The sequence below is a fragment of the Corynebacterium sp. TAE3-ERU12 genome (genome assembly GCF_019209905.1).
Lineage (GTDB): Bacteria > Actinomycetota > Actinomycetes > Mycobacteriales > Mycobacteriaceae > Corynebacterium.
The window spans coordinates 178,099-203,686 of sequence record NZ_JAHUTM010000003.1; the positions used below are offsets into that span (position 1 = coordinate 178,099).

At 63.2% G+C, this 25,588-nt stretch carries 17 protein-coding genes; 10 read left to right on the forward strand and 7 right to left on the reverse strand.

Going from position 1 to position 25,588, the window contains the following annotated elements; all coding sequences use genetic code 11:
- Nucleotides 1-149 precede the first annotated feature (149 nt).
- Nucleotides 150-1,709, reverse strand: a complete 1,560-nt coding sequence (locus tag KRX51_RS08775) for an amino acid permease (RefSeq protein WP_218362758.1) — start codon at nucleotides 1,707-1,709, stop codon at nucleotides 150-152.
- 265 nt (nucleotides 1,710-1,974) lie between these two features.
- Here KRX51_RS08775 and gabT point away from each other — a divergent pair, with 265 nt between their 5' ends.
- From gabT to KRX51_RS08795, 4 genes are read left to right on the forward strand one after another with little or no spacing between them, the layout of a single operon-like run.
- On the forward strand, nucleotides 1,975-3,342 hold the full coding sequence (gene gabT, locus KRX51_RS08780) for a 4-aminobutyrate--2-oxoglutarate transaminase (protein WP_255549586.1): 1,368 nt from the start codon (nucleotides 1,975-1,977) through the stop codon (nucleotides 3,340-3,342).
- A 53-nt stretch (nucleotides 3,343-3,395) separates the two neighbouring features.
- Nucleotides 3,396-4,559, forward strand: a complete 1,164-nt coding sequence (locus KRX51_RS08785; RefSeq protein ID WP_218362760.1) for an acyl-CoA dehydrogenase family protein — start codon at nucleotides 3,396-3,398, stop codon at nucleotides 4,557-4,559.
- Entirely contained in the window at nucleotides 4,556-6,019 is a 1,464-nt protein-coding gene (locus KRX51_RS08790; RefSeq protein WP_218362761.1) for an aldehyde dehydrogenase family protein, read from the forward strand. The genes KRX51_RS08785 and KRX51_RS08790 overlap by 4 nt, the downstream gene beginning before the upstream one ends.
- Nucleotides 6,016-7,128: a CaiB/BaiF CoA-transferase family protein gene (locus KRX51_RS08795; protein ID WP_218362762.1), complete on the forward strand. Its 1,113-nt coding sequence runs from the start codon at nucleotides 6,016-6,018 to the stop codon at nucleotides 7,126-7,128. The genes KRX51_RS08790 and KRX51_RS08795 overlap by 4 nt, the downstream gene beginning before the upstream one ends.
- 14 nt (nucleotides 7,129-7,142) lie before the next feature.
- On the opposite strand, the gene KRX51_RS08800 is transcribed toward KRX51_RS08795, so the two are convergent.
- Together KRX51_RS08800 and KRX51_RS08805 are read right to left on the reverse strand one after the other, a co-directional pair.
- Nucleotides 7,143-8,600, reverse strand: a complete 1,458-nt coding sequence (locus KRX51_RS08800; protein ID WP_218362763.1) for a PucR family transcriptional regulator — start codon at nucleotides 8,598-8,600, stop codon at nucleotides 7,143-7,145.
- 9 nt (nucleotides 8,601-8,609) lie between these two features.
- Complete coding sequence (locus KRX51_RS08805) at nucleotides 8,610-9,449, reverse strand: carbon-nitrogen hydrolase family protein (RefSeq protein WP_218362764.1); 840 nt, start codon at nucleotides 9,447-9,449, stop codon at nucleotides 8,610-8,612.
- A gap of 185 nt (nucleotides 9,450-9,634) precedes the next feature.
- Here KRX51_RS08805 and KRX51_RS08810 point away from each other — a divergent pair, with 185 nt between their 5' ends.
- Together KRX51_RS08810 and KRX51_RS08815 are read left to right on the forward strand one after the other, a co-directional pair.
- Nucleotides 9,635-9,937 (forward strand): hypothetical protein, encoded by a 303-nt coding sequence (locus tag KRX51_RS08810; protein WP_218362765.1) that lies wholly within the window; start codon nucleotides 9,635-9,637, stop codon nucleotides 9,935-9,937.
- Nucleotides 9,928-11,262 carry an alpha/beta hydrolase gene (locus tag KRX51_RS08815; RefSeq protein WP_218362766.1) on the forward strand — a complete coding sequence of 445 codons (1,335 nt, stop codon included), beginning with the start codon at nucleotides 9,928-9,930 and terminating at the stop codon, nucleotides 11,260-11,262. The genes KRX51_RS08810 and KRX51_RS08815 overlap by 10 nt, the downstream gene beginning before the upstream one ends.
- 59 nt (nucleotides 11,263-11,321) lie before the next feature.
- Here the strand turns inward: KRX51_RS08815 and KRX51_RS08820 are convergent, their stop codons facing one another.
- The 4 genes from KRX51_RS08820 to dnaK all read right to left on the reverse strand — a co-directional run bounded on the left by KRX51_RS08820 (nucleotide 11,322) and on the right by dnaK (nucleotide 15,528).
- Entirely contained in the window at nucleotides 11,322-11,717 is a 396-nt protein-coding gene (locus tag KRX51_RS08820; RefSeq protein WP_218362767.1) for a heat shock protein transcriptional repressor HspR, read from the reverse strand.
- Between the two features lie 36 nt (nucleotides 11,718-11,753).
- A complete protein-coding gene (gene dnaJ, locus KRX51_RS08825; RefSeq protein ID WP_218362768.1) occupies nucleotides 11,754-12,944 on the reverse strand; it encodes a molecular chaperone DnaJ in 1,191 nt (396 codons plus the stop codon).
- A gap of 140 nt (nucleotides 12,945-13,084) precedes the next feature.
- Nucleotides 13,085-13,684, reverse strand: coding sequence for a nucleotide exchange factor GrpE (gene grpE / locus KRX51_RS08830; RefSeq protein WP_218362769.1), 600 nt, complete (start codon nucleotides 13,682-13,684; stop codon nucleotides 13,085-13,087).
- Nucleotides 13,684-15,528, reverse strand: a complete 1,845-nt coding sequence (gene dnaK / locus KRX51_RS08835) for a molecular chaperone DnaK (protein WP_218362770.1) — start codon at nucleotides 15,526-15,528, stop codon at nucleotides 13,684-13,686. The genes grpE and dnaK overlap by 1 nt, the downstream gene beginning before the upstream one ends.
- 826 nt (nucleotides 15,529-16,354) lie before the next feature.
- Here dnaK and KRX51_RS08840 point away from each other — a divergent pair.
- The 4 genes from KRX51_RS08840 (at nucleotide 16,355) to KRX51_RS08855 (ending at nucleotide 25,178) form a co-directional block, all read left to right on the forward strand.
- Nucleotides 16,355-19,945: a (Fe-S)-binding protein gene (locus tag KRX51_RS08840; protein WP_218362771.1), complete on the forward strand. Its 3,591-nt coding sequence runs from the start codon at nucleotides 16,355-16,357 to the stop codon at nucleotides 19,943-19,945.
- Nucleotides 19,946-20,149: 204 nt separating this feature from the next.
- Nucleotides 20,150-21,787, forward strand: a complete 1,638-nt coding sequence (locus KRX51_RS08845) for an HNH endonuclease signature motif containing protein (protein ID WP_218362772.1) — start codon at nucleotides 20,150-20,152, stop codon at nucleotides 21,785-21,787.
- Between the two features lie 330 nt (nucleotides 21,788-22,117).
- Nucleotides 22,118-23,371 (forward strand): pyridoxal phosphate-dependent aminotransferase, encoded by a 1,254-nt coding sequence (locus KRX51_RS08850; protein WP_304505777.1) that lies wholly within the window; start codon nucleotides 22,118-22,120, stop codon nucleotides 23,369-23,371.
- 175 nt (nucleotides 23,372-23,546) lie between these two features.
- Nucleotides 23,547-25,178, forward strand: a complete 1,632-nt coding sequence (locus KRX51_RS08855; RefSeq protein ID WP_370625080.1) for a YibE/F family protein — start codon at nucleotides 23,547-23,549, stop codon at nucleotides 25,176-25,178.
- Nucleotides 25,179-25,588: the final 410 nt, after the last annotated feature.

Consider the following 25,588-nt stretch of genomic DNA (forward strand, 5'->3'; position numbering starts at 1 on the left):
CTCACTAGATGTAACGCCCCAAAGGTTGAGTCTGTTCCACTCAAGTCAGATTATTTTTCCGGCAGCCGAGATAAGAAGACCCCCAGCGCAGGACACTGGGGGTTTCTCGACGACAAGACAGGACGCTGCCGGGCGCTAGTCCGGGCGCGCTAGTCCGGGCGCTTGGTCTCCTTCGAACCGTGGTGGGTCTTGTCATGGTCGCGGTGTGCGAACTGCGCGTCCTCGTAGATCCGGCCAGGCGAGTAGTCATCAGATTCCACAGTGTCGGGCAGCTCGATGGGCACACCTTCATAGGAGCCGCGGATGCCGGTCTTTTGCAGGAACAGGCCGATAGCCACAAAGACCACCAGCGAAATCATCGACTGGGTGAACTCGGCCCGGGTGCCTTCCCGCAAGCCCATCGCGATGATAATGACCACAATGAGGCCGGTAATCAGCGCCGGAACCACTGGCCAACCAATCATCTTGAAGCTCAGCCCGCCCTTATCGGCCATTGCCATTTCGAAACGCGGGCGCATGATGATCTGGGACAGCCCAATGAACACGTAGACGAATAGCACCACAGCGCCGGAAGAATTGACCAGGTAGAGGAAGATGGTGTCCGGCCAGACATAGCCAGCACCTACGCAGATAAAACCCACCAGGCCCGACACCAGGATGCCGCCGGTGGGCACGCCACGACTGTTGACGCGGGTCATCCAGCCGGGAGCATCACCATTGCGGCCCTGGGTGAAGATCATGCGCGATGCGGTGTAGAGGCCTGCATTAAGACAGGACAGCACGGCGACGAGCACGATGAAGTTCAGCAGGTCAGCCGCGAAAGTGACGCCCATCGAATCCAGGGCCGCAACAAACGGCGAGATTCCGGCTTCGTACTCATTCCACGGCAAGATCATGACCAGTAGCGCGGTGGATATAACGAAGAAAGCCAAGATACGCACGACGACGGTCTGGGTGGTGCGCCGGATGGAGTCGGCGGGGTGGGAGGATTCTGCCGCAGCGATGGTGACCAGCTCGGCGCCGGTCATTGAGAAGATCACCGTGACTACGCCTACGAATATGGCGCTGACCCCATTGGGGGCGAATCCGCCGTAGTCGAAGAGGTTGGCGACCTGGGCGGTATTGGGTTCTGCCCCATCCCACAGCCCCAGCAGGAATGCGATGCCAGCAACGATAAAGGCGCTAATAACCGCGACCTTAATGCCGGCGAACCAGTACTCGGCCTCACCGAAGCTGCGTACCGACAGCAGGTTGACCGAGATCATGATGACCAGGATGACCACAGAGGTCAGCCATTGCGGGATCGATGGCACCCATCGGGCAATGAGGTCGCCGCCGACGACGGCTTCAATGCCGACGACAATCACCCAGAAGTACCAGTACAGCCAGCCGGTGGCGAAGCCAGCCCAGCGCCCCATGGCGAATCGGGCGTAGTCGACAAAGGAACCGGTGGAGGGCCGGGCGACGGCCATTTCGCCGAGCATGCGCATGACCAGGTACACGATGGCGCCGGCGATCATGGTGGTGAAAATGGCGGCCGGGCCTGCCACAACGATAAGGCCGGAGAGGCCGACGAAGAAGCCTGCACCGATGGTGCCGCCCATGGAGATCATGGTGAGGTGGCGCTTGGACAGGTCGGGGCGGAGGTCATCACCCCCTTTATCGCCTTGTGTGCCAGCGTCGGCTGGTTGGCTGTGGGTAGCTGTCATCGGGACCTCCTCTCGGCCACTGCGGCATAAGCCGCTACGCCGCTGGGGTGGCCGATACTTCGGTTGCGCGGGGTGCTACAACGTGATGAGCGCCACTTTATTGATTTGCATACCAAAGCTTAATCGCCATCATGGTGAAATTTTCGCCTAGCGTTCACCGGAATGTCGATGGATTTATGGGGCTGCGCCACCACAAAGTGATCGTGAACACAAAATAGTTTCCCACCCCATGACGTTCTGTCATGGCTGCACCGGAGGAGCGCCAATGTCGACTACCCCCAGCCCCGCATCCTCAACACCAACGGGCCACGATATCCCCCAAAAACGCACACTTATCACCGATATCCCCGGCCCCAAATCCCAGGAATGGACCGCCTTCGCCGAAAAGAACCTCCCCGAAGGCCTCAAATCCGGGCAGCACACCTGGGCACAAACCGCCGGCGGCGGCATCGTCGTCGACGTGGACGGCAACCACCTCATCGACTTAGGCTCCGGCATCGCCACCACCACCGTCGGCAATGCCGCCCCCGAGGTCGCCGCAGCCATCGCCGACCAGGCCGAAAAACTCACCCACACCTGCTTCCTCAACCAGCCCTATACCGGCTACGTCGAACTAGCCAACCGCCTCAACACCATCACCCCAGGCGACCACGAAAAACGCACCGCCCTGTTCTCCACCGGCGCCGAAGCCCTGGAAAATGCCGTCAAATACGCCCGCGTACACACCGGCCGCACCGGCGTCATCGTGTTCGATCACGCCTTCCACGGCCGCACCAATATGACCATGGGCATGACCGCCAAAAACGCGCCCTATAAACAGTCCTTCGGCCCCTTCCCCAGCGATATCTACCGCGCCCCCAGCCCCTACCCCTTCCGCTGGCCCGGCGGCGCAGAATCCGCAGCCGACGACGTGCTCTCCCAGCTGGAACTACTCGTCGACGCCCAGATCGGCGCGGGAAATATCGCCTGCATCGTCTTCGAACCCATCCAAGGAGAAGGCGGCTTCATCGTCCCGCCGAAGGGCTTCCTGCCCCGCCTGGTGGACTTCTGCCACGAACGCGGCATCCTCTTCGTTGCCGACGAAGTCCAAACCGGACTCGCCCGCACCGGCGACCTCTTCGCCTGCGAAGACGAAAATATTGTCCCCGACCTGATGACCCTGGCCAAAGGCCTCGGCGGCGGCATGCCCATCTCCGCCGTTGTCGGCGCCAAGGACATCATGGACTCCGCACACCGCGGCGGCATCGGCGGCACCTACGCCGGCAACCCCGTCGCCTGCGCCGCCGCGCTGGCAGTCCTTGACCTCATCGAACGCGACGACTTAACCAACCGCGCCCGCCAGATCGGCCAGCGCATCACCGCCGCCTTCGAAAAAGCGCAGGCCAACACCTCCGCGATCGGCGAAATCCGGGGTCGCGGCGCCATGATCGCCGTCGAAATTGTCGGCCCCGACGGCAACACACCCGACGCCGCCCGCACCGCCGATATCGCCCGCCGCTGTGAACAGCGCGGTGTCATCGTGCTCACCGCCGGCACCCACGGCAATGTCATTCGCCTCCTGCCGCCACTGAGCATCAGCGATGAACTGCTCGATGACGGCCTGCAGATTCTCACTGAGGAAATCGCCCGCTAACAGCTGCCACCGTCGGCAAGCCCCCACCCATTTTCATAAAGGAGAACATTCCCATGGCTCTTACCCCCACCCAGATGATCGACTTCGACGGCATGCTCACCGACGAAGAACGCATGATGCGCTCCACCGTCGCCAATTTCTGCGACTCCGAACTGCGCCCCCATATCGACCAGTGGTTTGAAGATCACACCATCCCCCGGGACCTGGGCCCGAAATTCGGCAATATCGGGGTCCTCGGCATGCACCTCGACGGATACGACTGCGCCGGCACCTCCGCGGTGGCCTACGGCCTGGCCTGCCTGGAACTCGAAGCCGTCGACTCCGGGGTGCGTTCCTTCGTTTCCGTCCAGGGTTCGCTGGCGATGTACGCCATCCACAAGTGGGGCAGCGAAGACCAAAAGAACCACTGGCTGCCGAAAATGGCCGCCGGTGAAGCGATCGGCTGCTTCGGCCTGACCGAGCCGGACTTCGGCTCCAACCCCGGCGGCATGCGCACCAACGCCCGGCGCGACGGCGACGGCTGGGTCCTCAACGGCTCCAAGATGTGGATCACCAACGGCAGCCTCGCCGACGTCGCTGTGGTGTGGGCCCGTACCGACGAGGGCTACGCCGGTTTCCTCGTAGAGAAGGACACCCCCGGTTTCACCACCAACGACATCCACCGCAAAATGTCGCTGCGCGCCTCGATTACCTCTGAGCTGGTGCTGGATAATGTACGCGTCTCCGATGACGCCCGCCTGCCCAAGGTAACGTCCCTGCGCGGGCCACTGTCCTGCCTGAACGAGGCGCGTTTCGGCATCATGTTCGGCGCCCTCGGTGCCGCCCGCGACTGCATTGAGCAGACTCTGGCCTATGTCGCGGAACGCCAGGTCTTCGACAAGCCGCTCTCCAGCTACCAGCTGACCCAGGCCAAACTGGCCGATATGGTCCTCGAGCTGGATAAGGGCCTGCTGTTGGCCCTGCAGTTGGGTCGACTGAAGGACGCCGGCACACTGCCGGTGGAGTCCATCTCCCTGGGCAAACTCAACTCCACCCGGGAGGCCCTCAATATCGCGCGCACATGCCGCACGTTGCTTGGCGCTTCCGGTATCACCACCGAATACTCCCCGATCCGGCACGCCAATAACCTCGAATCGGTGCTCACCTACGAGGGCACCGCGGAGATGCATCAGCTCATTATCGGCAATGCCCTCACCGGTGAGGCGGCCTTCCGATGAACCCCGCCCCCGTCGAATTTCTGCATTACCTCGGCGGAAAGTGGGTTGCCGGTGATGGCGCTCAGTTGACCTCAACCTCCCCGACCCGCCCGGATGAGGTTGTCGCCCGGGGCAGGTACGCCAGTGCGGCGCAGGTTGACCAAGCGCTTGCCGACGCTGACGCCGCCCGCGAGGACTGGGCCAATGCCGCGATGGCCACCCGCGCTGCGGTATTGCGCAAGGCCGCGGCGATTATTCGCGAGCACGCCCAGGAGTGGGGCGCGGAGCTGACCCGTGAGGAAGGCAAAACCCTGCCCGAAGGCGTTGGTGAGGTCACCCGTGCCGCCCAGGTGCTGGAGTACCAGGCCGGCCAGGCTGACCGGGAGGCCGGTGAGGTCTACCACTCCCCGCGGGTGGGGGAACGCATTGAGGTTATTCGGCGCCCGGTTGGTGTGGTCAGCTGTATCACTCCGTTTAACTTCCCCATCGCTATTCCGGCATGGAAGATGGCCCCGGCGCTGATCCACGGCAACACTGTGGTGTGGAAACCTGCCGATAAGGTGCCGCTGCTGGCGATGCGTTTTGCCTCGGCGTTGCATGAGGCCGGCCTGCCCGCCGGGGTGGTGAACTTGGTGCTCCCGGAGACCCCGGATGCCAACGCCATGCTCACCGACCCTCGCGTCGCCGCGGTGACTTTTACCGGCTCCACTGCGGTGGGCCGAACTATTGCTGCTTCCTGCGCCGCCGTCGGGGTGCCCGTCCAGGCCGAGCTGGGCGGTAAAAACCCGGCGATTGTGCTTGCCGACGCGGATATCCCGCACGCGGTCACCCAGGTCATCAATGGCGCATTCAACAGCAGTGGCCAAAAATGCACCGCCACTTCCCGGGTGGCTGTCGTCGATGAGGTCGCTGACCATTTCATTTGTCTGCTCAGCAGCGAATTGGCTGCCCGACGCACCGGCGATCCCCTGGATCACAGTGTCGCTATGGGGCCGATGGTCGACGCCGGCCCGCGCGATACTGCCCTGGCTGCGGTGCGTCGTTCTGTCTCCGGCGGGTCCACCCTGATTGCCGGTGGCGGGGTGCCTGAGGTGCCCGGTTGCGCCGGCGGTTATTTCCTCGATCCCACTGTTATCGAGGTGAGCAGCACCAATGACGAACTGTGGGTGGATGAATTATTCGCCCCGGTGCTGGCTGTTTTACGTGTGGGCGATGCCGAGGAGGCTTTCGCCGCGGCTGATTGTGGCCCGTACAACCTATCGGCGGCTGTGTTCACCGATTCCCTGGCCGCCAGTTTTGATGCCGTCGACAAGCTGCACACCGGCATGTTGCATATCAACTCCGAGACCTCCGGGGCGGACCCGCACGTGCCCTTCGGCGGCAATGGGGCCTCCGGGTTCGGGCCGAAGGAACAGGGCCAAGCCGCGCTCGAATTCTTCACGAAAACCACGACGATGTATCTAGGAAGGTGGCCGCGATGACCGACACTGAACACCCCCGAGGCGCACTCGACGGCATTATTGTTGCCGATTTTTCCCGTGTGCTCGCAGGCCCTTATGCCACCATGCTGATGGCGGATCTCGGGGCGGAGGTCATTAAGGTCGAACGCCCCGGCGCTGGCGATGACACCCGATCCTGGGGGCCGCCTTATGGCCCCGATGGGCAGGCCACCTATTTCGCGGCGGTCAACCGCAATAAGAAGTCCATCTGCCTGGACCTGCGCGACCCCGAGGACGCGAAAAAGGCCCGCGAACTGGCTTTGCGTGCCGACGTGGTGATCGAGAATTTCCGGCCCGGCACGATGCGTCGGCATGGCCTGGGCTACGAAGACATCGTGGCGGAAAACCCCGGGGTTATTTATGCCTCGCTGTCCGGTTTCGGTGAGGGCGATGGTTCCAAACTCGGCGGCTATGACCTTGTCGTCCAAGCCATTGGTGGCCTGATGTCGATTACTGGTGAGGCCCCCGGCCACGAGGTCAAGGTGGGTGTGGCGCTGGTCGATGTGCTCACCGGCCTGCACTTGGGCTTTGGTGTGCTCGCTGCCCTGCATCACCGGGAAAAAACCGGCAAAGGCCAGAAAGTCACCACGAACCTCCTCGCCTGCTCATTATCTTCCCTGGTCAACCAGGCTTCGGCGTTTGTTGGTGCCGGTGTTGTCGCCAAACCAATGGGCAACCGGCACCCGTCGATTTCGCCTTATGAGGTCTATTCGACCAGTGCGGGCAGCATCGCCGTGGCCGTCGGTAATGACTCCCTATTCCGACGCTTCTGCGAGGTCCTCGAGCTGGACTGGCTTGCCGACGACCCCCGCTTCGCCACGAACCCAGTGCGCGTACAAAACCGCGAAGAGCTGCGTGAACTCCTCGAACGCGCCTTCCTCGCCCGCGGTGCCGACGAATGGTTCGAGCTGCTCAGCGAGGGTGGGGTGCCCTGCGGCCCGGTCAATGACATCGCCTCGGCGTTCACGTTCGCCGAGAAACTTGGCCTGGAACCAGCGGTGACCATCGGGGAATCAACGTCGGTACGCAACCCGTTGACCATGTCCGAAACCCCGCCGACCTACCGGACCCCGCCGCCGCCACTGAACTAGGTGGGCCTGGTGAGCTAGGCCAGCCGGGAGCGCAACGCCAACCACAGTTCCGCGCGGGTATCCGGATCATCCAGACTCACGCCGAGGACTTCCTCAATGCGGTCCGCACGCGACCGGGCGGTTTGGCGGTGCACCCCCAGGCGACGCGCCATCGCTTCAAAGCGGCCGTTGGCTTCCAAAAAAGCCTCGGCCGCTGCAACTGTTTCATCACCCGTGGCGGCGTCGTGTTCCTCCAGCCGGCGCAATAACCCGCCCGCAAGAATCGCGGCGGCATCCTCACTGAGCACACCTAAGACAAGTTCATGGGCGGGCATATCGCTGATCCGTCGAATGCCGCTGCCCTGCCGCGGCACCGCCAACTCGGCCTGGCGAATCGACACGTCCACCTCGGTGAGAACCATCGGGTCACCAGCACCGATACGCGCCGAACGGCCAAGGCGTTTAGCTAAAAGATCCGCGATCTCATCGGAGCCATCGTGGACAATAAGATGCCCAGTAGCCGTCGTGGCGTGCAGGAAATTACAGCCCAGCCCGTGCAGCTCCTCCGATACCGTCTCCGCCGGGACACCACTGGTGCGCACATCCAACGCCCGCACTGTTGACACCGGGCTGAGCTGGAATAACGCCAGCTGCTCCCGCGGCGGGACACGGCCGGAACGGATCGCACGCATCGCCTCCCCGCGCAGCCGCTGCTCAATCTCATGCACCGCCAGCGAACGCGATAATGCCAGCGAAGCCAACGCGGCCACATGGCTGACCAGGATGTGTTCCGTCGGGGCGATGGGCGTGGGGCAGTCCACCACCAACGCACCGTGGCTGGACACCACACCAGTTAGCGGCCGCACAATCCGGGTGCCGCCCCGGTGCAGGCGCGACGGCCCCACCGATGGGCTAAACGGTGGGCGCGGCAAAGTGTCATTGGTATCGCCGAAAGACGCCAAAGTGGCGCCACTGTTATTCAACACCGCCACCATCGCGCTATAGCGGGTACCGAAATCCGCCAGTACCTGCGGCAATCCCCCTCGCAGCAATGAGCGCACCAGGGCGGCCTGTTGCTCCACAACGTCGGAAAGTGAGCGCACCCGGGCAGCTGTCACCGCCTCGGCCACAGTGCGTACCACCGTGCTAAAAGGCACTTCCGGCTTCACCGACAGCACCGGGAAACCCAGCTCCACGCCCCGTTCGATGAGTTCCTCGGGCACCTGTGACCACCGGCCAGCCAGGTCAATGGCAACTGCGGCGGCCCCGACAGCGTGCAGGCGGTCGATCTCGTGGGCCAGGCCCGCGCCGCTGGCGGGCATCTGGAACCCAGAGGTCAATACTAAGGTGCCGGGGGCGATCCACCGGTCCACGTCGGTGCGGTCAATGGCGTGCGCCCACTCCACCGGCGCTTGTGCCGCGGTGACCTGCCCGGCCAGCACCGTGAGCCCCAGTTCGGGGCGGTCGGCGAGGTCAGCGACAGTGGGCAACATGCCGTCAGTTTAGGTGCGGAGCTCAATCACCGGAATGGTTTCACGCACCCGCGGCAGCTCATCAAGGTCAATATCCACACTGAACTGTTGCGGGCCATTGCCGGCCTCGGCGACGATCTGCCCATCAGGGCCATAGACCGCGCTGTGCCCGATCCCGGTCGGGCCGCTTTGCTCACCAACCTCGGAGGGGCCACCGGGGCGGGCGGCGTCCACAGCAACCAGGAAGCAGGTGGTGTCCAGGGCGCGGGCGGTGGTCAAGATGCGCCACTGGTGCAGTTTGCCGGGGCCTTCACCCCACGATGCGGGCACCACAATAACCTCGGCGCCAGCGTCGGCAAGCTCGGTAAATAGCGATGGGAAACGCAGGTCAAAGCAGGTTGCGAAGCCGACGGTGACCTCGCGCTGGACTGAACCGGAACCGGTCGGGATTTTCAGCAGGAGGGGTTTGTCGCCGGGGGCGACGGTGTCGGATTCGCGGAAACCGAATGCGTCGAAGAGCCACTTCTTGTCGTAATGCCCTTCCACCCCGGGGCCGGTGACCAGCAGAGTGTTGTAGACGCGGTTGAGTGTGTCGCCGTCGACTTCCTTGGTGTCGGCGGGGCGGAACATCCCGACCACAGCGGTGATACCGGCCTCGCGGGTGGCCTCCCGGATGGCCTGCGCAAAAGGCCCATCGAGCGGTTCGGCGGGGGCGTCGAGGCGGCCGGAGTTGAATGCCTGCATGGCGGCTTCGGGGAAAACAACCAGGTCGGCTTCGTCGCGGCCGGCGCGGATAATGGCCGCCCGGATGGCGTCGAGATTGTCTTGCTTAACGGGTTGATTTTCCAGCTGGGCGAGGGAGATACGCATGGCCGCAACAGTACCGGCATCCGGTTTTACCTGCAGTGATGACCACTGTGCACAATTGCCGATCCGTCCACAATGCTCTGGTGGGGGCGCCTTGGCCGCATGAGTGCGGCGGCGGCGACATCGCATACTGGGCCCTGCAACCGCACGGACTGTGCGGGATCGAAGCAGGCAAGGGAGGGACACCGATGACGCAGTCGAGTTATCTGCAGCTCGACCTGGCCGCTCTATTGGGGTTCGCGGACCGGCTTGCCGACGCTGCCGCCGATATCGCCGATACCGGCCGGGCTGTTGGCTCCATTGGTGGCCTGCCTGTGTCCCAAGTCCGTGCGGCTGCCGCGGATCTGGCGAACCAGTGGGCGGCGGATCTCGCGGCGAAAGCGGAATCCGAGGCGGCCCTAGCCGAAGCTACCAGCGCGTATGCCATTGCTTTAGCCCGTGCCGACGATGAGCTCGGCGGGACTCTAGCCCAGGTGGTCACATGGGACTGACTGTGCCCGTGGCCAGCACCTGGCATGCCGACGCGGCGTTGGGTGCCGCCCAGCAATGGTTCGACCAGGCTGCGAGGCTGCGAAAAATAGCCGAACGGATAGAACACGCACTGGCGCATATTCCCGATACAGATTTCAGTGGTGACCTGCGTGTTGCGGTACACCAGCGCATACGTGCCGAGGTTGACCGGCTGCGTTTCCGGGCCTACCGGATGACGCTTATCGCCGATGCGCTAGGTGACTGTGGTGTCGGGTGGTGGAGCGCCGATGACCTGCGTGCCACCGTCAGCCGTGCGGTCTCCCAGGGCCTCACTGTCGCCGATAATGGTGTGGTCACCCCTGGGGCGCGCACCATTACTGCGGCGTTTATCGGGGCTGCTGGTGGTTTTAGTGGCGGGCTGCCCGGGGTTTCGGGGGCTGCTGCGGTAGCGCCGCTGCTCACACTATGTGCGGCACATACCGCAACGATCCGGCGACTACTTGCGTATTTAGATGACACCGATACGACAACGGCGGCGAAATTACGTGCCGGTGGGCCCGATACGGATGTCCTGGACGCTGCGGCGGTGCGCGACGATGCTGCTGGTCTGGCGTGGTCGGCGGCGCGCGCTGGCGGCGAGCTGCTTGCCATTGTCGATGAGCAGACTGCCCTCATCGGGTTCGGGGACCTTGATGGTGCCGAGCATATTGTGGTGCTCGTGCCGGGCACCGGTTCCGACCTGCAGGATCATGATTCGTTGGCCACGCAAGCCGAGCGTGCGCACGCCTTATTGGGTAGCACGACCCGGCCTACTGCGGTGGTGGTCGCCATGCATAATGCCCCGCAGCATCTATTGGCCGCAGCCGGCGACTCCTACTACCCCGCTGCTGCGGACCAGGTGCGGATGGCAGCTGCGCGGGTATCGGCGGCGCGACCGGATACTCCGCTGTCGGTGGTGGGGTATAGCCACGGCGCAACCGTTGCCGCGCAGGCCACCCGGGGCCCCGGGCTGAGAGCGGATGCGCTGTGCTTGGTCGCAGCGCCCGGTGTGGGGCCGGGTGTGCACAACACCGGCCATATGAAGTTGGTCGATGCCGGCGGCAAGGCCACCGCGGGGGCGCCTAGTCGGGTGTTTTCCGAACGTGCAGCTGAGGACCCGATTCGGTACCCAGCGAGTATCCATATCCATGGCGCGGACCCGGAGGACCCGGATTTCCGCGCCGGCGATGCGGGGCCTGCCGGTGGGGTGGCCGAGAGCGGTTCGCACGGTTCTTATTTTGAGGACCCAGTACGCGCCAAGGGCATTATGCGCACTCTCGAAGACGCAGTGGACAGGTCCCGTTGATGAGGTCCTGGGTGTTCATGCCGGCGGCGGGGTTAGCGGCGACGGAGTTAGCGGCGCGGTTAGCGCCGGCGGGCGTCGCGATTCCACATCACCACAGCGGTGGAACGCGGTACGTGCACCAACTCACCGCCCGCGCGCGAGCTACGGGCTTTGGCTTTGCGCAATTCCTCACGCAGGTGGCGGTTTTCTTCTTCAAGCTGCTCTACTTGCGCCGAGAGCTCCAGGATGGACTTAATGCCCGAGAGGTTGACGCCTTCTTCCTGAGACAGCCGCTGGACTTCGCGCAGCAAGGCGACATCGCGGGCGGTGTAGCGTCGCCCGCCGCCGCTGGTGCGCTGCGGGGTGACGATGCCAAGGCGGTCATAGTTGCGCAGCGTTTGGGCGTGCATGCCGGCCAATTCGGCCGCCACCGAGATGACGTACACCTCAGTTTGCCGTTTCGATGTGTCCGACATGGTATTCCCGCCTTTCTCGAGCTGTATGGGGCCGAATTATTTATTTCCGGCCCATCCCTCACGGGGATCGAATCCCGATGCTCGTTCAGCTGCGACATAAGACCGCAGGGCCGAAGCGGCAGCGTCATCCAGGGACGACGGCACTGTCACCGACACGGTGACCAACAAGTCGCCGGGCGTGCCGGACCGCTTCGGGATACCCCGGCCACGTACCCGCAGGGTGCGGCCATCGCTGGTACCGGCGGGCACACGTACCCGTACCTTGCCATCGAGGGTGGGCACAGTCAGGGTGCCGCCCAAAGCCAGTTCGCCGAAGCTCACCGGCACGGTCACCTCAAGGTCATCACCGGAGCGGGTGAAGATCTCATCAGGGCGCACATGCACCGTGACGAACAGGTCACCGGCGGGGCGGCCCCGCAGGCCCGCCTCGCCCTGGCCGGCAAGACGCACCTTCTGACCATCGACCACACCGGCTGGCACGCGCACCGTGATGGTGCGGCGGCGGGTGGTGACACCAGTGCCATTACAGTCCGTGCAGGGGTTATCGATTCGGGTTCCCTGGCCGCCACAATCCAGGCAGGGCCGGGACATCCCGAAAGCGCCGCGCTGCTCATTGACGAAACCAGAGCCTTGACACGATGCGCAGGTCACCGGGGAGGTGCCCGGTTTGGCACCGGAACCATTACAGGTGATGCACGGCGAAGGGTTGGTCAGCTGCAGCGGGATGGTCACACCCTGGGCGGCTTCCCGGAAATCAAGGGTGATCTCGGTTTCCACGTCCGCGCCGCGGCGCGACCGCTGGGAGCGTCCGCTACCGGCAGCTGCGCCGCCACCGGCGCGGCCCATGAAATTGCCCAGGAAATCACCAAGGCCGCCAGCACCGGAGGCAGTTGCCCCATCACCGAACAGGTCGGAGATATTGAAGTCGAACCCGCCGGCGGGGCCTGCCTGAGCCCCACCACCAGCGCCTGGCATCCGGAAACCACCATTGCGGATGGCTGCGCGCAGTTCGTCGTATTCGGCGCGCTTATCCGGATCGCCGACCACCGAGTAGGCCTCGGAGACCTTCTTAAAACGGTCTTCCTTGTCCTTATCCCCCGGGTGCGTATCCGGGTGATTATCTCGGGCCAGTACTCGGTAGGCCTTTTTAATCTCGTCCTGGCTCGCGGACGAGGAGACGCCAAGGTCCGAGTAGTAGTCCTTCTCCGCCCATTCCCGTGGTGCCATCGGGCATCTCCTCCTTTCTTATGTCCGCGCGCCGGACCTTCGCCGGCGTGCGAGGTTATGAATCTGTGGGTAAGGAAAGTCTGTGCGGTGCGGGGCCGGGAATGAGCTGGTGCCCATCCCGGTCCCGCTACCGGGTATTGCTAATCCTGCGGGTCGCCGATAACGACCATTGCGGTGCGCAGCAAGCGGTCTTCCATGCGGTAGCCCTTGCGCAGCACCGTGGCGATGACCTGGTCATCACCGGTGGACGTATCCTGAACCGCTTCGTGGATATCCGGGTCGAACTCGTCACCGGGCTCGCAGAAGCCTTCCACCCCGAGGCCCTCCAGCATCGTGCGGAACTTGCCCGCAAAAACACTCAAGGGGCCTTCTTCGAGGTCACCGTGCTGCTCGGCCCGGTCGAGGTCATCGGCCAGGACAATCAGCTCACCGGCCACAGAGGCCTTGGCGGTTGCCCGGTCGAACTCCCGGTCCCGGTCAACGCGGCGTCGGTAGTTCGCGAACTCCGCGCTGACGCGCTGCAGGTCTGCGGTGCGTTCGTCGAGATCGGCCTGGAGCTGGGCGAAGGGGTCGTCCTCGGCTGCGCCCGCTGCCGGGTCAGCGGCCTCATCAGCCGTGACGTCGGCATCGGCGCTAGCGTCGCCGTCGGCAGGCGCTGCAGCGTCGGTGTCTGCGGTGGCCTCGGCGGCAGCGCCGTCCACGGTGTCGTCCGTGGTGTTCGGGTCAGTCGATTCCGGCATTACTTGTCCTTCTCGTCCTTGTCGTCTTCGTCAACAACCTCAGCGTCGACGACATTGTCGTCGGCAGGCTGCTCACCGGCGTCGGCCTGGGCAGCGCCCTGGGCGGCCTCGGCCTCGTAGATGGCCTTGCCCATCTCCTGGGACTCGGAGGAGAGCTTGTCGACGGCGTTCTTGATGGCGTCGACATCGCTGCCCTTGAGGGCCTCGTCAACACCCTTGGCCGCCTCTTCGACGCGGTCGCGGATGTCCTGGGAGACCTTGTCCTCGTTGTCCTCAACGAACTTGCGGGTCTGGTAGGCCATGGACTCAGCCGAGTTGCGGACTTCCTGCTCCTCGCGGCGCTTACGGTCCTCATCGGCGTGGGCCTCAGCGTCGGCAACCATCTGGTCGATCTCCTCCTGGGAGAGGCCGGAGCCTTCCTGGATGGTGATCTTGGATTCCTTGCCGGTGCCCTTATCCTTCGCGGCGACGTGCACGATGCCGTTGGCGTCGATATCGAAGGTGACCTCAATCTGCGGCACACCACGCGGGGCCGGGGCGATACCGCCGAGCTCGAAGGAGCCGAGCAGCTTATTGGCCGCGGCCATCTCGCGCTCACCCTGGAAGACCTGGATCTGCACCGAAGGCTGATTGTCCTCAGCGGTGGTGAAGGTCTCGGAGCGCTTGGTGGGGATGGTGGTGTTGCGCTCGATGAGCTTGGTCATCACGCCACCCTTGGTTTCAATACCGAGGGACAGCGGGGTGACGTCGAGCAGCAGCACGTCCTTGACCTCGCCGCGCAGCACACCGGCCTGCAGGGCGGCACCAACAGCGACGACCTCGTCGGGGTTGACGCCCTTATTCGGCTCGCGACCAGCGGTGAGTTCCTTCACCAGGTCGGACACAGCCGGCATCCGGGTCGAACCGCCGACCAGCACAACATGGTTGATATCGGACACGGTGGTGTCGGCGTCCTTGATGACCTGCTGGAAGGGCTTGCGGGTGCGGTCCAGCAGATCCTGGGTGATGCGCTGGAATTCGGTGCGGGACAGAGTCTCGTCCATGAACAGCGGGGTGTCGCCATCAACGGTGATGTAGGGCAGGTTGATGGAGCTCTGCTGCGAGGAGGAAAGCTCAATCTTGGCCTTCTCCGCGGCTTCGCGCAGACGCTGCATGGCCATCTTGTCCTTGGTCAGGTCGATGCCGTGCTGCGACTTGAACTTATCAACCAGCCAGTCGACGATGCGCTGGTCCCAGTCATCGCCGCCGAGGCGGTTATCGCCTGCGGTGGCGAGCACCTCGACCACACCGTCGCCGATCTCCAGCAGGGAGACGTCGAAGGTACCGCCACCGAGGTCGAAGACCAGGATGGTCTGCTCTTCCTCGGACTTCTCCAGGCCGTAGGCCAGGGCGGCGGCAGTCGGCTCGTTCACGATGCGCAGCACGTTCAGGCCTGCGATCTGACCGGCTTCCTTGGTGGCCTGACGCTCGGAGTCAGAGAAGTAGGCCGGCACGGTAATGACCGCGTCGGTGACGTCCTCACCGAGGTAGGACTCAGCGTCGCGCTTGAGCTTCATCAGCGTGCGCGCGGAAATCTCCTGGGCGGTGTACTTCTTGCCGTCGACCTCAGTGGACCAGTCGGTACCCATGTGGCGCTTGACGGAACGGATGGTGCGGTCAACGTTGGTGACCGCCTGGTTCTTAGCGGACTGTCCGACGAGGACTTCACCGTTCTTGGCGAAAGCGACGACGGACGGGGTGGTACGGGCACCCTCAGAGTTAGCGATGACCTTGGCCTCGCCGCCCTCCAGGACCGAAACGACGGAGTTGGTGGTACCGAGGTCGATGCCTACTGCACGTCCCATGATGTATTCCTCCTCTATTGCGGCCGCCTAAGGGGCGAGCCGGAAGTGTGTAATCAACCGGGGTTGAGTTCGATTGACTCAACGTCTGAGTCTTCGTGACGTAGAGCATGCCGTCGAATGCGGCTGCCGTCAAATCATCTTGAGTCAGCCTTGCTCAACCCTTTCACTGTGCACAACGGCGTCGCGGTAAGAATTGTTCCAACATGACTCAACTTTGCTCAAGTTTTTTTGAAATCCGCAGGCAGAGGCGCGAAAAAATTGCTTGCCGACGCTACGAGCTACGGCGCCACCGTCGGCAAGCACAACCCTTATATATAGGTACCGCCACCAACTGGGCGACTACCGACCCGACCGAGCCACCTACGCAACCGAGGGGGCCACCAGGTCGGCGAACCAATTCACACAAGGGTTAAGTCGTGACTACGCCAACTCCAGCTACCCCCGCTCGCCCCACCCCGCCAACGCACAAATTTCAGCCGGTATGACCCCCTGGGAAGACCCCAAGGCGGCCGCCACACCAGAAAAGAGCTCAATTTATACCGTTCACGTGCGGATAATTTTCGCAATGTCGGCCTTTTCATAATCCAAGACCAGAAATTAGGCTAACCTGCGCTTCACCTGCAAAAACTGGCTAGAACAGGGCTGCACCCCCCATAACTCGCGCACGATTTAGAAGCCACTGAACCCTCGTGATACAACTCACATGAGAACTAAACCGCGGGCCTATGCCCCAGCCCCTCGCCGAGCACCCACTGACGTGGGAGCCCTGCGATAGGCAAGGCGCTGCGGAAATCACCCGAAGCGCCGACCCCCATTAAGGAACGTCATGAGCGTGCTCACCCTCTCCGCCGAGGCAGCCGCGACTGCAGGATCCGTTGATACCCACAACGGATTCACGCTCGTCGTGGGCATCATCGGCGCTCTGCTATCCCTGCCCTGCTGGTTCATCTTCATCAAGGGATTCACCCACATGGTGAAGACCATCATGGTGGGCCAAAAAACCTACGGCCACACCGACAAGCTGCCGCTGCGCCTGTGGACCATGGTCAAGGAAATCGGCCTACACACAAAGATGGCGAAAAAACCAGGCGTGGCCATTGCCCACTGGTTCGTCATGGTCGGCTTCCTGCTCGGCTCCCTGGTGTGGTTCGAGGCCTATATCCAGACGTTCTGGCCCGCCGGCGGCTGGCCGATCCTGCGCGACCTCACCATCTGGCACTTCATCGATGAGATCCTGGGCCTAGGCACCACCCTGGGCATCCTGGCGCTCATCATCGTGCGCCAGACCCAGCGCGGCAAAGAACGCCTGAGCCGCTTCTACGGCTCCGACGCCAAGGCCGCATACTTCGTCGAAGCCGTCGTCCTCATCGAGGGCCTCGGCATGATGATGGTCAAGGCCGGCAAGCTCGCCACCTACGAACAGGACCACGCGATCCACTGGTCCAACTTCGTGACCGGCTTCATCGCCCAGCTACTGCCCGCATCTGCAGCGATGGTGTCGATCTTCGCCCTGATCAAGCTGCTCTCCGGCATGGTCTGGCTATTCGTCGTCGGCCGCAACCTGACCTGGGGCGTTGCCTGGCACCGCTTCCTCGCCTTCGCGAATATCTTCCTCAAGCGCAACGCCGACGGCTACAACGCCCTCGGCGCAGCCAAGCCGATGACCTCCAACGGCGAGATCATCGACCTCGAAGAAGCAGACCCCGAAGAAGACTCCATGGGCACCGGCGTGGTCACCGACCACAGCTGGAAGGCCCTGCTGGACTTCACCTCCTGCACTGAATGTGGCCGCTGCCAGGAGCAGTGCCCGGCCTGGAACACCACCAAGCCGCTCTCCCCGAAGCTGCTGGTCAACCGCCTGCGCGACCACGCCTACACCTCCGCCCCGTACCTGCTGCGCGGCGACACCCCCGACGGTGAAGGCCCCGGCCCCGAAATCCTGCGCACCCCGCTCGTCGGCGAAGGCGACGAAGGCGTCATCGACCCCGACGTGCTGTGGTCCTGCACCAACTGTGGCGCCTGCGTCGAACAGTGCCCGGTCGACATCGAACACATCGACCACATCGTCGATATGCGCCGCTACCAGGTCCTGGTCGAATCTGACTTCCCGACCGAGCTGGCCGGCCTGTTCAAGAACCTGGAAACCAAGGGCAACCCGTGGGGCCAGAACGCCTCCACCCGCGCCGACTGGATCGAAGAAGTCCGCAAGGACGGCGTCGTCGTGCCCGTCTGGGGCGAAGACGTCGAAAACTTCGACGACACCGAATACCTGTTCTGGGTTGGTTGTGCTGGCGCCTACGACGACAACGCCAAGAAGACCACCAAGGCCGTCGCCGAAATGCTCTACACCGCCGGCGTGAAATTCACCGTGCTCTCCCAAGCCGAGGGCTGCACCGGTGACTCCGCACGCCGTGCCGGCAATGAGTTCCTCTTCCAGATGATGGCCGAGCAAAACGTCGAGCAGCTCTCCGAGGTGTTCGACGGCGTCCCGCCGAAGCAGCGCAAGATCGTCGTGACCTGTGCACACTGCTTCAACACCTTCAAAAACGAGTACCCGGAACTGGGCGGCAACTACAAGGTTCTGCACCACACCCAGCTGCTGAACCAGCTGGTCCGGGAAAACCGCCTCCAGCCGGTCGCCTCCGGCCAGAACCGCCAGGTCACCTACCACGATCCCTGCTTCCTGGGCCGCCACAACAAGGTCTTTGAGGCACCCCGTGAACTCATCGGCGCCTCCGGTGCCGAGCTGGTCGAAATGGACCGCAACCGCAACACCGGCTTCTGCTGTGGTGCCGGCGGTGCGCGCATGTGGATGGAAGAAACCATCGGCGAGCGCATCAACATCAACCGCACCGAAGAAGCACTGGCCACCGGCGCTTCCCAGATCGCCATTGGTTGCCCCTTCTGTAAGACCATGATGAGCGACGGCGTGAACAACCTCGCCGACGACGACAACAAGCCCGAAGTTGTCGACATCGCCCAGATGATCCGCGACTCCGTGCTGGTCGACGGCTCTCTGCCGGAGCCGCACGAGCCCAAGTGGATGGAAGAGCCCGAGCGCGGCTACGTCGAGCCCGAGCCCGAGCCTGAGGAAGACGAGGCCGAGGAAGAGGTCGAAGAAGCCAAGGCAGAAGCCCCGGCCAAGGCTGAGTCCAAGCCCGCTCAATCTGGTGCCAAGGGCGCACCGGCACCGGGCGGCGCGAAGGGCGCTCCTGCACCGGGTGGTGCCAAGGGCGCTCCCGCACCTGGTGGTGCAAAGGGTGCTCCCGCACCTGGTGGTGCAAAGGGCGCACCGGCGCCCGGTGGCGCGAAGGGTGCACCTGCACCCGGTGGTGCAAAGGGTGCTCCGGCACCCGGCGGCGCGAAGGGCGCACCCGCACCGGGTGGTGCCAAGGGTGCACCGGCACCCGGTGGTGCCAAGAAGGGCGCACCCGCACCCGGTGGCGCGAAGGGCGCACCCGCACCTGGTGGTGCTAAGGGCGGAGCTCCGGTGCCCGGCGGCGCCAAGAAGGGTGCTCCGGCACCCGGTGGTGCAAAGGGCGCTCCCGCACCCGGTGGTGCAAAGGGTGGAGCCCCCGTGCCTGGCGGCGCCAAGAAGGGCGCTCCTGTACCGGGTGGCGCTAAGAACGCACAGCCGGCAGCTGAGGCACAACCCGCAGCTGAGACTGAGGCGCCTGCAGAGCAGCCGACCGCTGGCGGTGCCCCGATCCCGGGCGGCGCACGCAAGGGCGCCCCGGTGCCCGGCGGTGCCCGCAAGGCCCCGGCCAAGCCCGCCGCTGAACAGGCACCTGCTGAGCAGCCTGCTGAAGAGCCGGCAGCTGAGGCGCCCGAAGCAGAGGCTCCCGCTGAGCAGCCCAAGGTCAACGGCGCCCCGATCCCAGGCGGCGCACGCAAGGGCGCCCCGGTGCCCGGCGGAGCCCGCAAGGCACCAGCCAAGCCCGCCGCTGAGGAAGCGCCTGCTGAGGAAGCAGCAGTTGAGACTCCGACCGAGGAGCCTGCAGCTGAGGCGCCCGAAGCAGAGGCTCCCGCTGAGCAGCCCAAGGTCAACGGCGCCCCGATCCCGGGTGGCGCACGCAAGGCCGCCCCGGTGCCCGGCGGAGCCCGCAAGGCACCAGCCAAGCCCGCCGCTGAACAGGCACCTGCTGAGCAGCCTGCTGCAGAATCGACCTCGGATTCTGACGTCGAGCATGCTGAGGGAACCCCCGCTGAGGACCCTGTAGATACCGAGTCTGTCGATAATGTCGGTCTTCAGGATGACTCCGCTGAGGCTGCTGAAGCTGAGGCTGATGAGTCGCCTGAGGCGCCTGCCGAGGATGAGGCTGCGGCTGCGGACAAGCCGGCGAGCACGCCCACCGACGATGCTCCTCGCGTCAACGGTGTCCCGCTCCCCGGACACGCACGTCGTAACGCGAAGTAAGCGGTAGACACCCAGAGCGTCGGAACGCACGAAGCGGCCTAGTGGAAAAATCCACTAGGCCGCTTTTTCCATGCCCTATTGAATACGTAGACCTGTTCGAAGCAATGGTTTCGACGCTACAGAATCGGCAAATTAACGCAGTAGTCACCAAGTTTTTAGCTAGCGTTTTCGTACACACGTTCGACTTTTTGCTATCATGAAGTCATGAGAAACCGGGGGGACTTCGAAGAATCTGGGCAGGAGGTGCTCCGCCTAGTAGCCCAGCTAGACCACACCATCGATCTGTTGCAAGACACCGATTGGGGCCAGCTGGACAAGACCACGCGCAACCTCGCGTACCGCCGCTTAGAACAAGCTCGCGCAAAACTCACCATCGTTGATGTTGACTACCTGTCTGCCTCCAATGACGGCGAACGGGTCGAAGCAAGCTCCTCAGCAGTACGCAACCTCTCGGACACGATCAACATCAGCTTCCGCGAATCCCGCAAACGCTTACGCAACGCGGTGCTTCTCCAAAAGGGGGTCGGGGCAAAAACGTCTGGCGGCATGCGGACACTTCCGGATCTTCGCGACCGCGCCGTCCGCGGCAATGTGAATGCCGACAGCGTCGAAAATCTTCACCGCGCGATTGCGGAGCTGCCTGTTGCCGCCCGACGGCGAATCCGGGAGGTCGAACCCGACATCCTCGAAGCAGCAGCCGCGACCCGCCCCGACGACCTTCGCGCCATCGGTCCGCAACTGCGCGTTCTGCTCAACGCGGAATCGCCATACACAGATCGCGACCGCCACGAACACCGGTCCGTCACACTTTCTCACCCAAATAAAGACAACATGTCTTATCTCGAGGGACACGTGACACCGCATCTTGGGGCCATGCTGCGCCGACTATGGGCTGACCACGCGCGCCCCGGTTCCCTCATGGAGCTTGCCGACGGGGATACCGACCCGCGCACTCCTGAGCAACGTCGCCATGACGCCCTGGAAGCTGCACTGCACGCTGGCTACGGGTCCTGCCGCACCGATAAGGACATCGCCGCGACCGCAGCGCAGACAGACTTCGTCCCCATCGATGAAGACTCCACCGAGCCGATGAGCACTGAGCCTCAACCACACCTGCGCCCTGTGCAGCGACTCCGCCCGGCGCGGGGCACCACCAGCATTGTCGCGGTGACCACTATCGCCGAATTGGCCAAGTGTTCCGGTGTAGTCACCACCGATGTGGGCACCACCATGTCGATCGTGGAGATGCTGCGTTGCGCCGATTTCGGGGACTTACACCTCAGTGTTCTCGACCCACGCGGCCAAACTATGGAGTTCGCTCGTTCGAGACGCTGCGGCTCAACCGCCCAATACTTAGCCCTTGTTGCCGAGGAAGGAATGAGTACCGCGCCCTACACATCCGCTCCCCCGGCATACTGCGATGTTCACCACATCGAGCCTTGGAAGCGCGGTGGGTTTACGGATCTCTCCAACCTCACTCTGGTGGACTCCATCTTCCACGCAAGGGTTGACGATGATGGCACCGACGACACCCGGTGGTCATCAACCCGCTACCCCGGGACACTCAAGGTCGCCTGGTTACCACCAAAAACAGCTGAGGGACAAGCGACCCCAACCTTCAACCAGCACCCATTCAGGTGGTTGTCGGCCGGAAGTCGCATCACCCGGCGCCACTATTCCCGAGAAGAACTCGGCACCAACGAGGATGCCGTCACCACAATTGTCACGAAACATCACCAAGGCGCACTGCCTGCGGAGATAGAAAGGGAAGACGACGGGTCGTCGGGTCATTCCCCGCCGCCTCGGGGACCCGATAATCCCGCAGACACCAGGCCCTCCTAAGACATCCAGCAACCCGACATCCCCGAGCGGGATCTCGGGTTGCTGGTGCTGCCTGAGGTGCGTAAAAGGCGTTTCCTGGGACACGATCGGCGGTTCCTCTCGCACCTCACCGCACACAAGTGCCATGCTGTACGGGTGAGCAATAGCACCCCGAACCCCGAACAGCCGGACACTCCGGACGCCATTGAGCAGCCGACTGCGCAAACCACTCAGGATTCCGCCGACCAGGTCGCTGCCGATCCGCAAGAGGTTAAGGCACGCGCCCTGCAAGCAAGTGCCGAGCTGCAGCGTGCCGCGCGCGCGGAGCAAGCCCGGGCGGCCAAGGGTGCGCTGCAGGCAGGCGCAGGGCGGCCCCGTCGTCAGCCGCTGAACACGCTGGATCAATCCGACAAGCTCCGCAATGTCCTCTACGACATCCGCGGCCCGGTGACGACGCTGGCTGAGCAGATGGAGGCCGACGGCCACCGCATTCTTATGCTCAACACCGGTAATCCGGCGAAGTTCGGCTTCGACGCTCCGGACACCATCGTGCAGGACATGGTGCGCGCACTGCCCCGCGCTCAGGGTTATTCGCAGTCGAAGGGCATTTACTCCGCCCGCCGCGCTGTGGTGACTCGCTATGAGATGGTGCCGGGCTTCCCGCGCTTCGACGTCGATGATGTGTTCCTGGGCAATGGTGTCTCCGAGTTGATCACCATGACCACCCAGGCCCTGCTTAATGACGGCGATGAGGTCCTCATCCCTTCCCCCGACTACCCGCTGTGGACTGCGGCGACGACCCTGTCGGGAGGTAAGCCGGTGCACTATATGTGCAACGAGGATGATGACTGGCAACCGGACTTGGAGGACATTCGTTCCAAGATCACCGACCGCACCAAGGCCATTGTGGTTATCAACCCGAATAACCCCACTGGCGCGGTGTATTCCCGCGAGTTGCTTGAGGGCATCGTCGATATCGCCCGTGAGCACTCGTTGTTGTTGCTTGCCGACGAGATTTACGACCGCATCCTGTATGACGACGCGGAGCATGTCTCATTGGCAACCCTGGCCCCGGATCTGCTGTGCATTACTTTCAATGGTTTGTCGAAGGCGTACCGAGTGGCTGGTTATCGTGCCGGCTGGATGGTGCTGACAGGCCCGAAGCGGCATGCTGAGGGCTTCATCGAGGGTGTCAATCTTCTGGCTTCTACTCGTCTGTGCCCGAATGTGCCGGCCCAGTACGGCATTCAGGTTGCGTTGGGTGGTTACCAGTCGATTAATGACCTGATTTTGCCGGGTGGTCGGCTCCTTGAGCAGCGTGATACTGCGTGGAAGGGGCTTAATTCCATCCCGGGTGTGTCGTGTGTGAAGCCTCGTGGTGCGTTGTATGCGTTCCCGCGCCTGGACCCTGAGGTTCATGAGATTCATGACGATGAGAAGCTCATGCTGGATATTCTCCGGGAGGAGAAGATCCTCATGGTCGGTGGTCGTGGTTTCAATTACCCGACGCCGGATCACTTCCGTGTGGTTACGTTGCCGTGGGCTAGTGAGCTTTCGGAGGCGATTGAGCGGCTGGGTAATTTCTTGGCCAGCTACAAGCAGTAGGTCGTAAAGTTTTCTTCTCAGCCCGGGCCCTTTTTTGGGGCCCGGGCTGTTGTGTTGTGTGGCTTTTGCCGGGCTCACTTCACCCTGCTACCGCCTGCCTTGTCCCGGCGATCGTGCTGGCTGCTCTACTCTCAACATCAGCACTGATTTCCGTTCGTCTCTCCGGAGGTTCTTGGTGGGAAGCCACTCTAAGTCCGCTGCTCCGCGCAGTCGCCGTATTCGGTCGATGGTTCGCCCGCCGACGCAGCGTCATGACAGCACTACCCAGTTGTGGCGCCGTATTTTGGCTGCTTTCCTGGCGATTGCGGCTGTGGCCACTGTTATTGGTGTGGTCATGTTGTGGCCTCGCGGCGACGCCCCGGAACCGAAGGGGACTTTCCTTAGTTCGCAGGCAATGGCTGCTGAGGCTGTTGCGGGTGAGGTTGTTAGCGTCACGGAGCAGAAGTGTGGTTCTCCGGATCGGGGCGCGGTATTTGATGGCGATCCGGCGGCGCCGTTGTCGTCGGGGACGTCGGTGCTTCCGCCGGTGGTTCCGCCGCCGAGTAATCCGCTACCTGAGGACGCTGGTGTAGTCCCCGGTGCCCCTGCTCCGCAGCCGGAATTCGCCCCAGAACCGCAGCCTGCCCCACAACCGGCTCCGCAGCCGGCGCCGCAGCCTGCCGATCCTGCCTTTGAGGGGGAACCGACCGCTGCTGGCCAGCGACTTGTGCCGATGCAGGCCCCTGCTGCTCCGTTGGTACCTGAAGCACCAGCGCAGCGGCCTTGTACTGCGATTATTGTCGACATCACTGAGGGCCCGGATGCTGGGCACCGCACTTTGTTGGAGACTTCGGGCCAGCCGGGCGATCCGGAGTTGTCTGAGGGGCAGAAGATTTGGCTGGCTAAGCAGGATTATCCGGGCGTGGGTTCGCAGTATGGCTTCCTGGATATCAACCGCACTATCCCGATGTGGGCGTGGTTTATCGCGATGGTGGTAGCCATTGTTGCGGTGGGCGCTTGGCGTGGTGTGCGCGCTGTGTTGGGTCTTGGTTTGGCTCTGTTGGTTGTGACTGTGTTCTTGGTCCCAGCTTTGCTGCGTGGTGGCCCGCCGTTGCCGTTGGCGGTGGCGACGGGTGCTGCGGCGATGATTCCGGCGATGTTCCTGGTGCATGGGCGGAATTGGAAGACCGCTGCGGCGCTGGCGGGCACGTTATTGTCGCTGTGCGCGGCTGCTGGTTTGGCTCATTGGGCTATTGGTAGCTCGGATGTGCGTGGCCTTGCCGACGATTCGAACTTGCTTATCCAGCTGTACTTGCCGACGGTGAGTGTTACTGGCCTGTTGTTGGCGGGCTTTATTGTGGGTGCGCTGGGTGTACTCAATGACACCACTATTTCGCAGGCTTCGACGGTCCGTGAGCTTGCCGACGCTGATCCTGCGGCTTCGCGGATGTCCTTGTTTACCTCGGCGATGCGTGTTGGCCAGGACCATATTGCGTCGATGGTGTACACCTTGGTGCTTGCCTACGTGGGTGCTTCGCTGCCGATGACGTTGTTGCTTTCTGTTGCGGATCGTCCGCTGATGCAGGTGTTGACCTCGGATATTGTCGCCACCGAGTTGCTGCGTTCGGCGGTGGGCGCGTTGGGCTTGACGCTTGCGGTTCCGATTACCACGGCGATTGCTGCGCTGACAGTGGGTAATCGTGCTGCGGAGAACGCTGAAACGACGGAGGCAGGCCCAGATCCCGATAGTGAGCTCAGTGTTGGCAGTGGCGGTGCGGATGCTGCAGAGACTGTCTACGCTGATCGCACCCAGACTGGTCGTCTTTAGGCATAAAAGTGGGCGGGTGAAGAGATTCCCTAGTTTCTTCACCCGCCCTCTCCGGGACGCACCCCCCCATGCGTCCCGGAGGCGGGGTATCGGGAGCGGTGTGGCCCCCGACTGTTCCGTCCCGATACCCCTGTCAGAGTTGGATCCCCCCAGTTCCGGCGAGGTTTCCCTACCTTTTTCCTCGCTCTCTGACGCGGCCTACGCTAATAGCTGTTTGGGCAATGCGCGCGCCGAGTGAGGCGGTTTTTACCCCCGGTGGCGCTTTTCGGTGGGCACCAGTCGCCGTATTTTTGCCGGATGAACAGGTTTTTTAGCGTTTAGGCAGCCCTAAAAAATTTTTCCTGAAATTACCCCCGCCCAGCCCCAGCGGGACCCGCACCAAAGGTGCAGTGGTGTTCTTTTCTTCACTT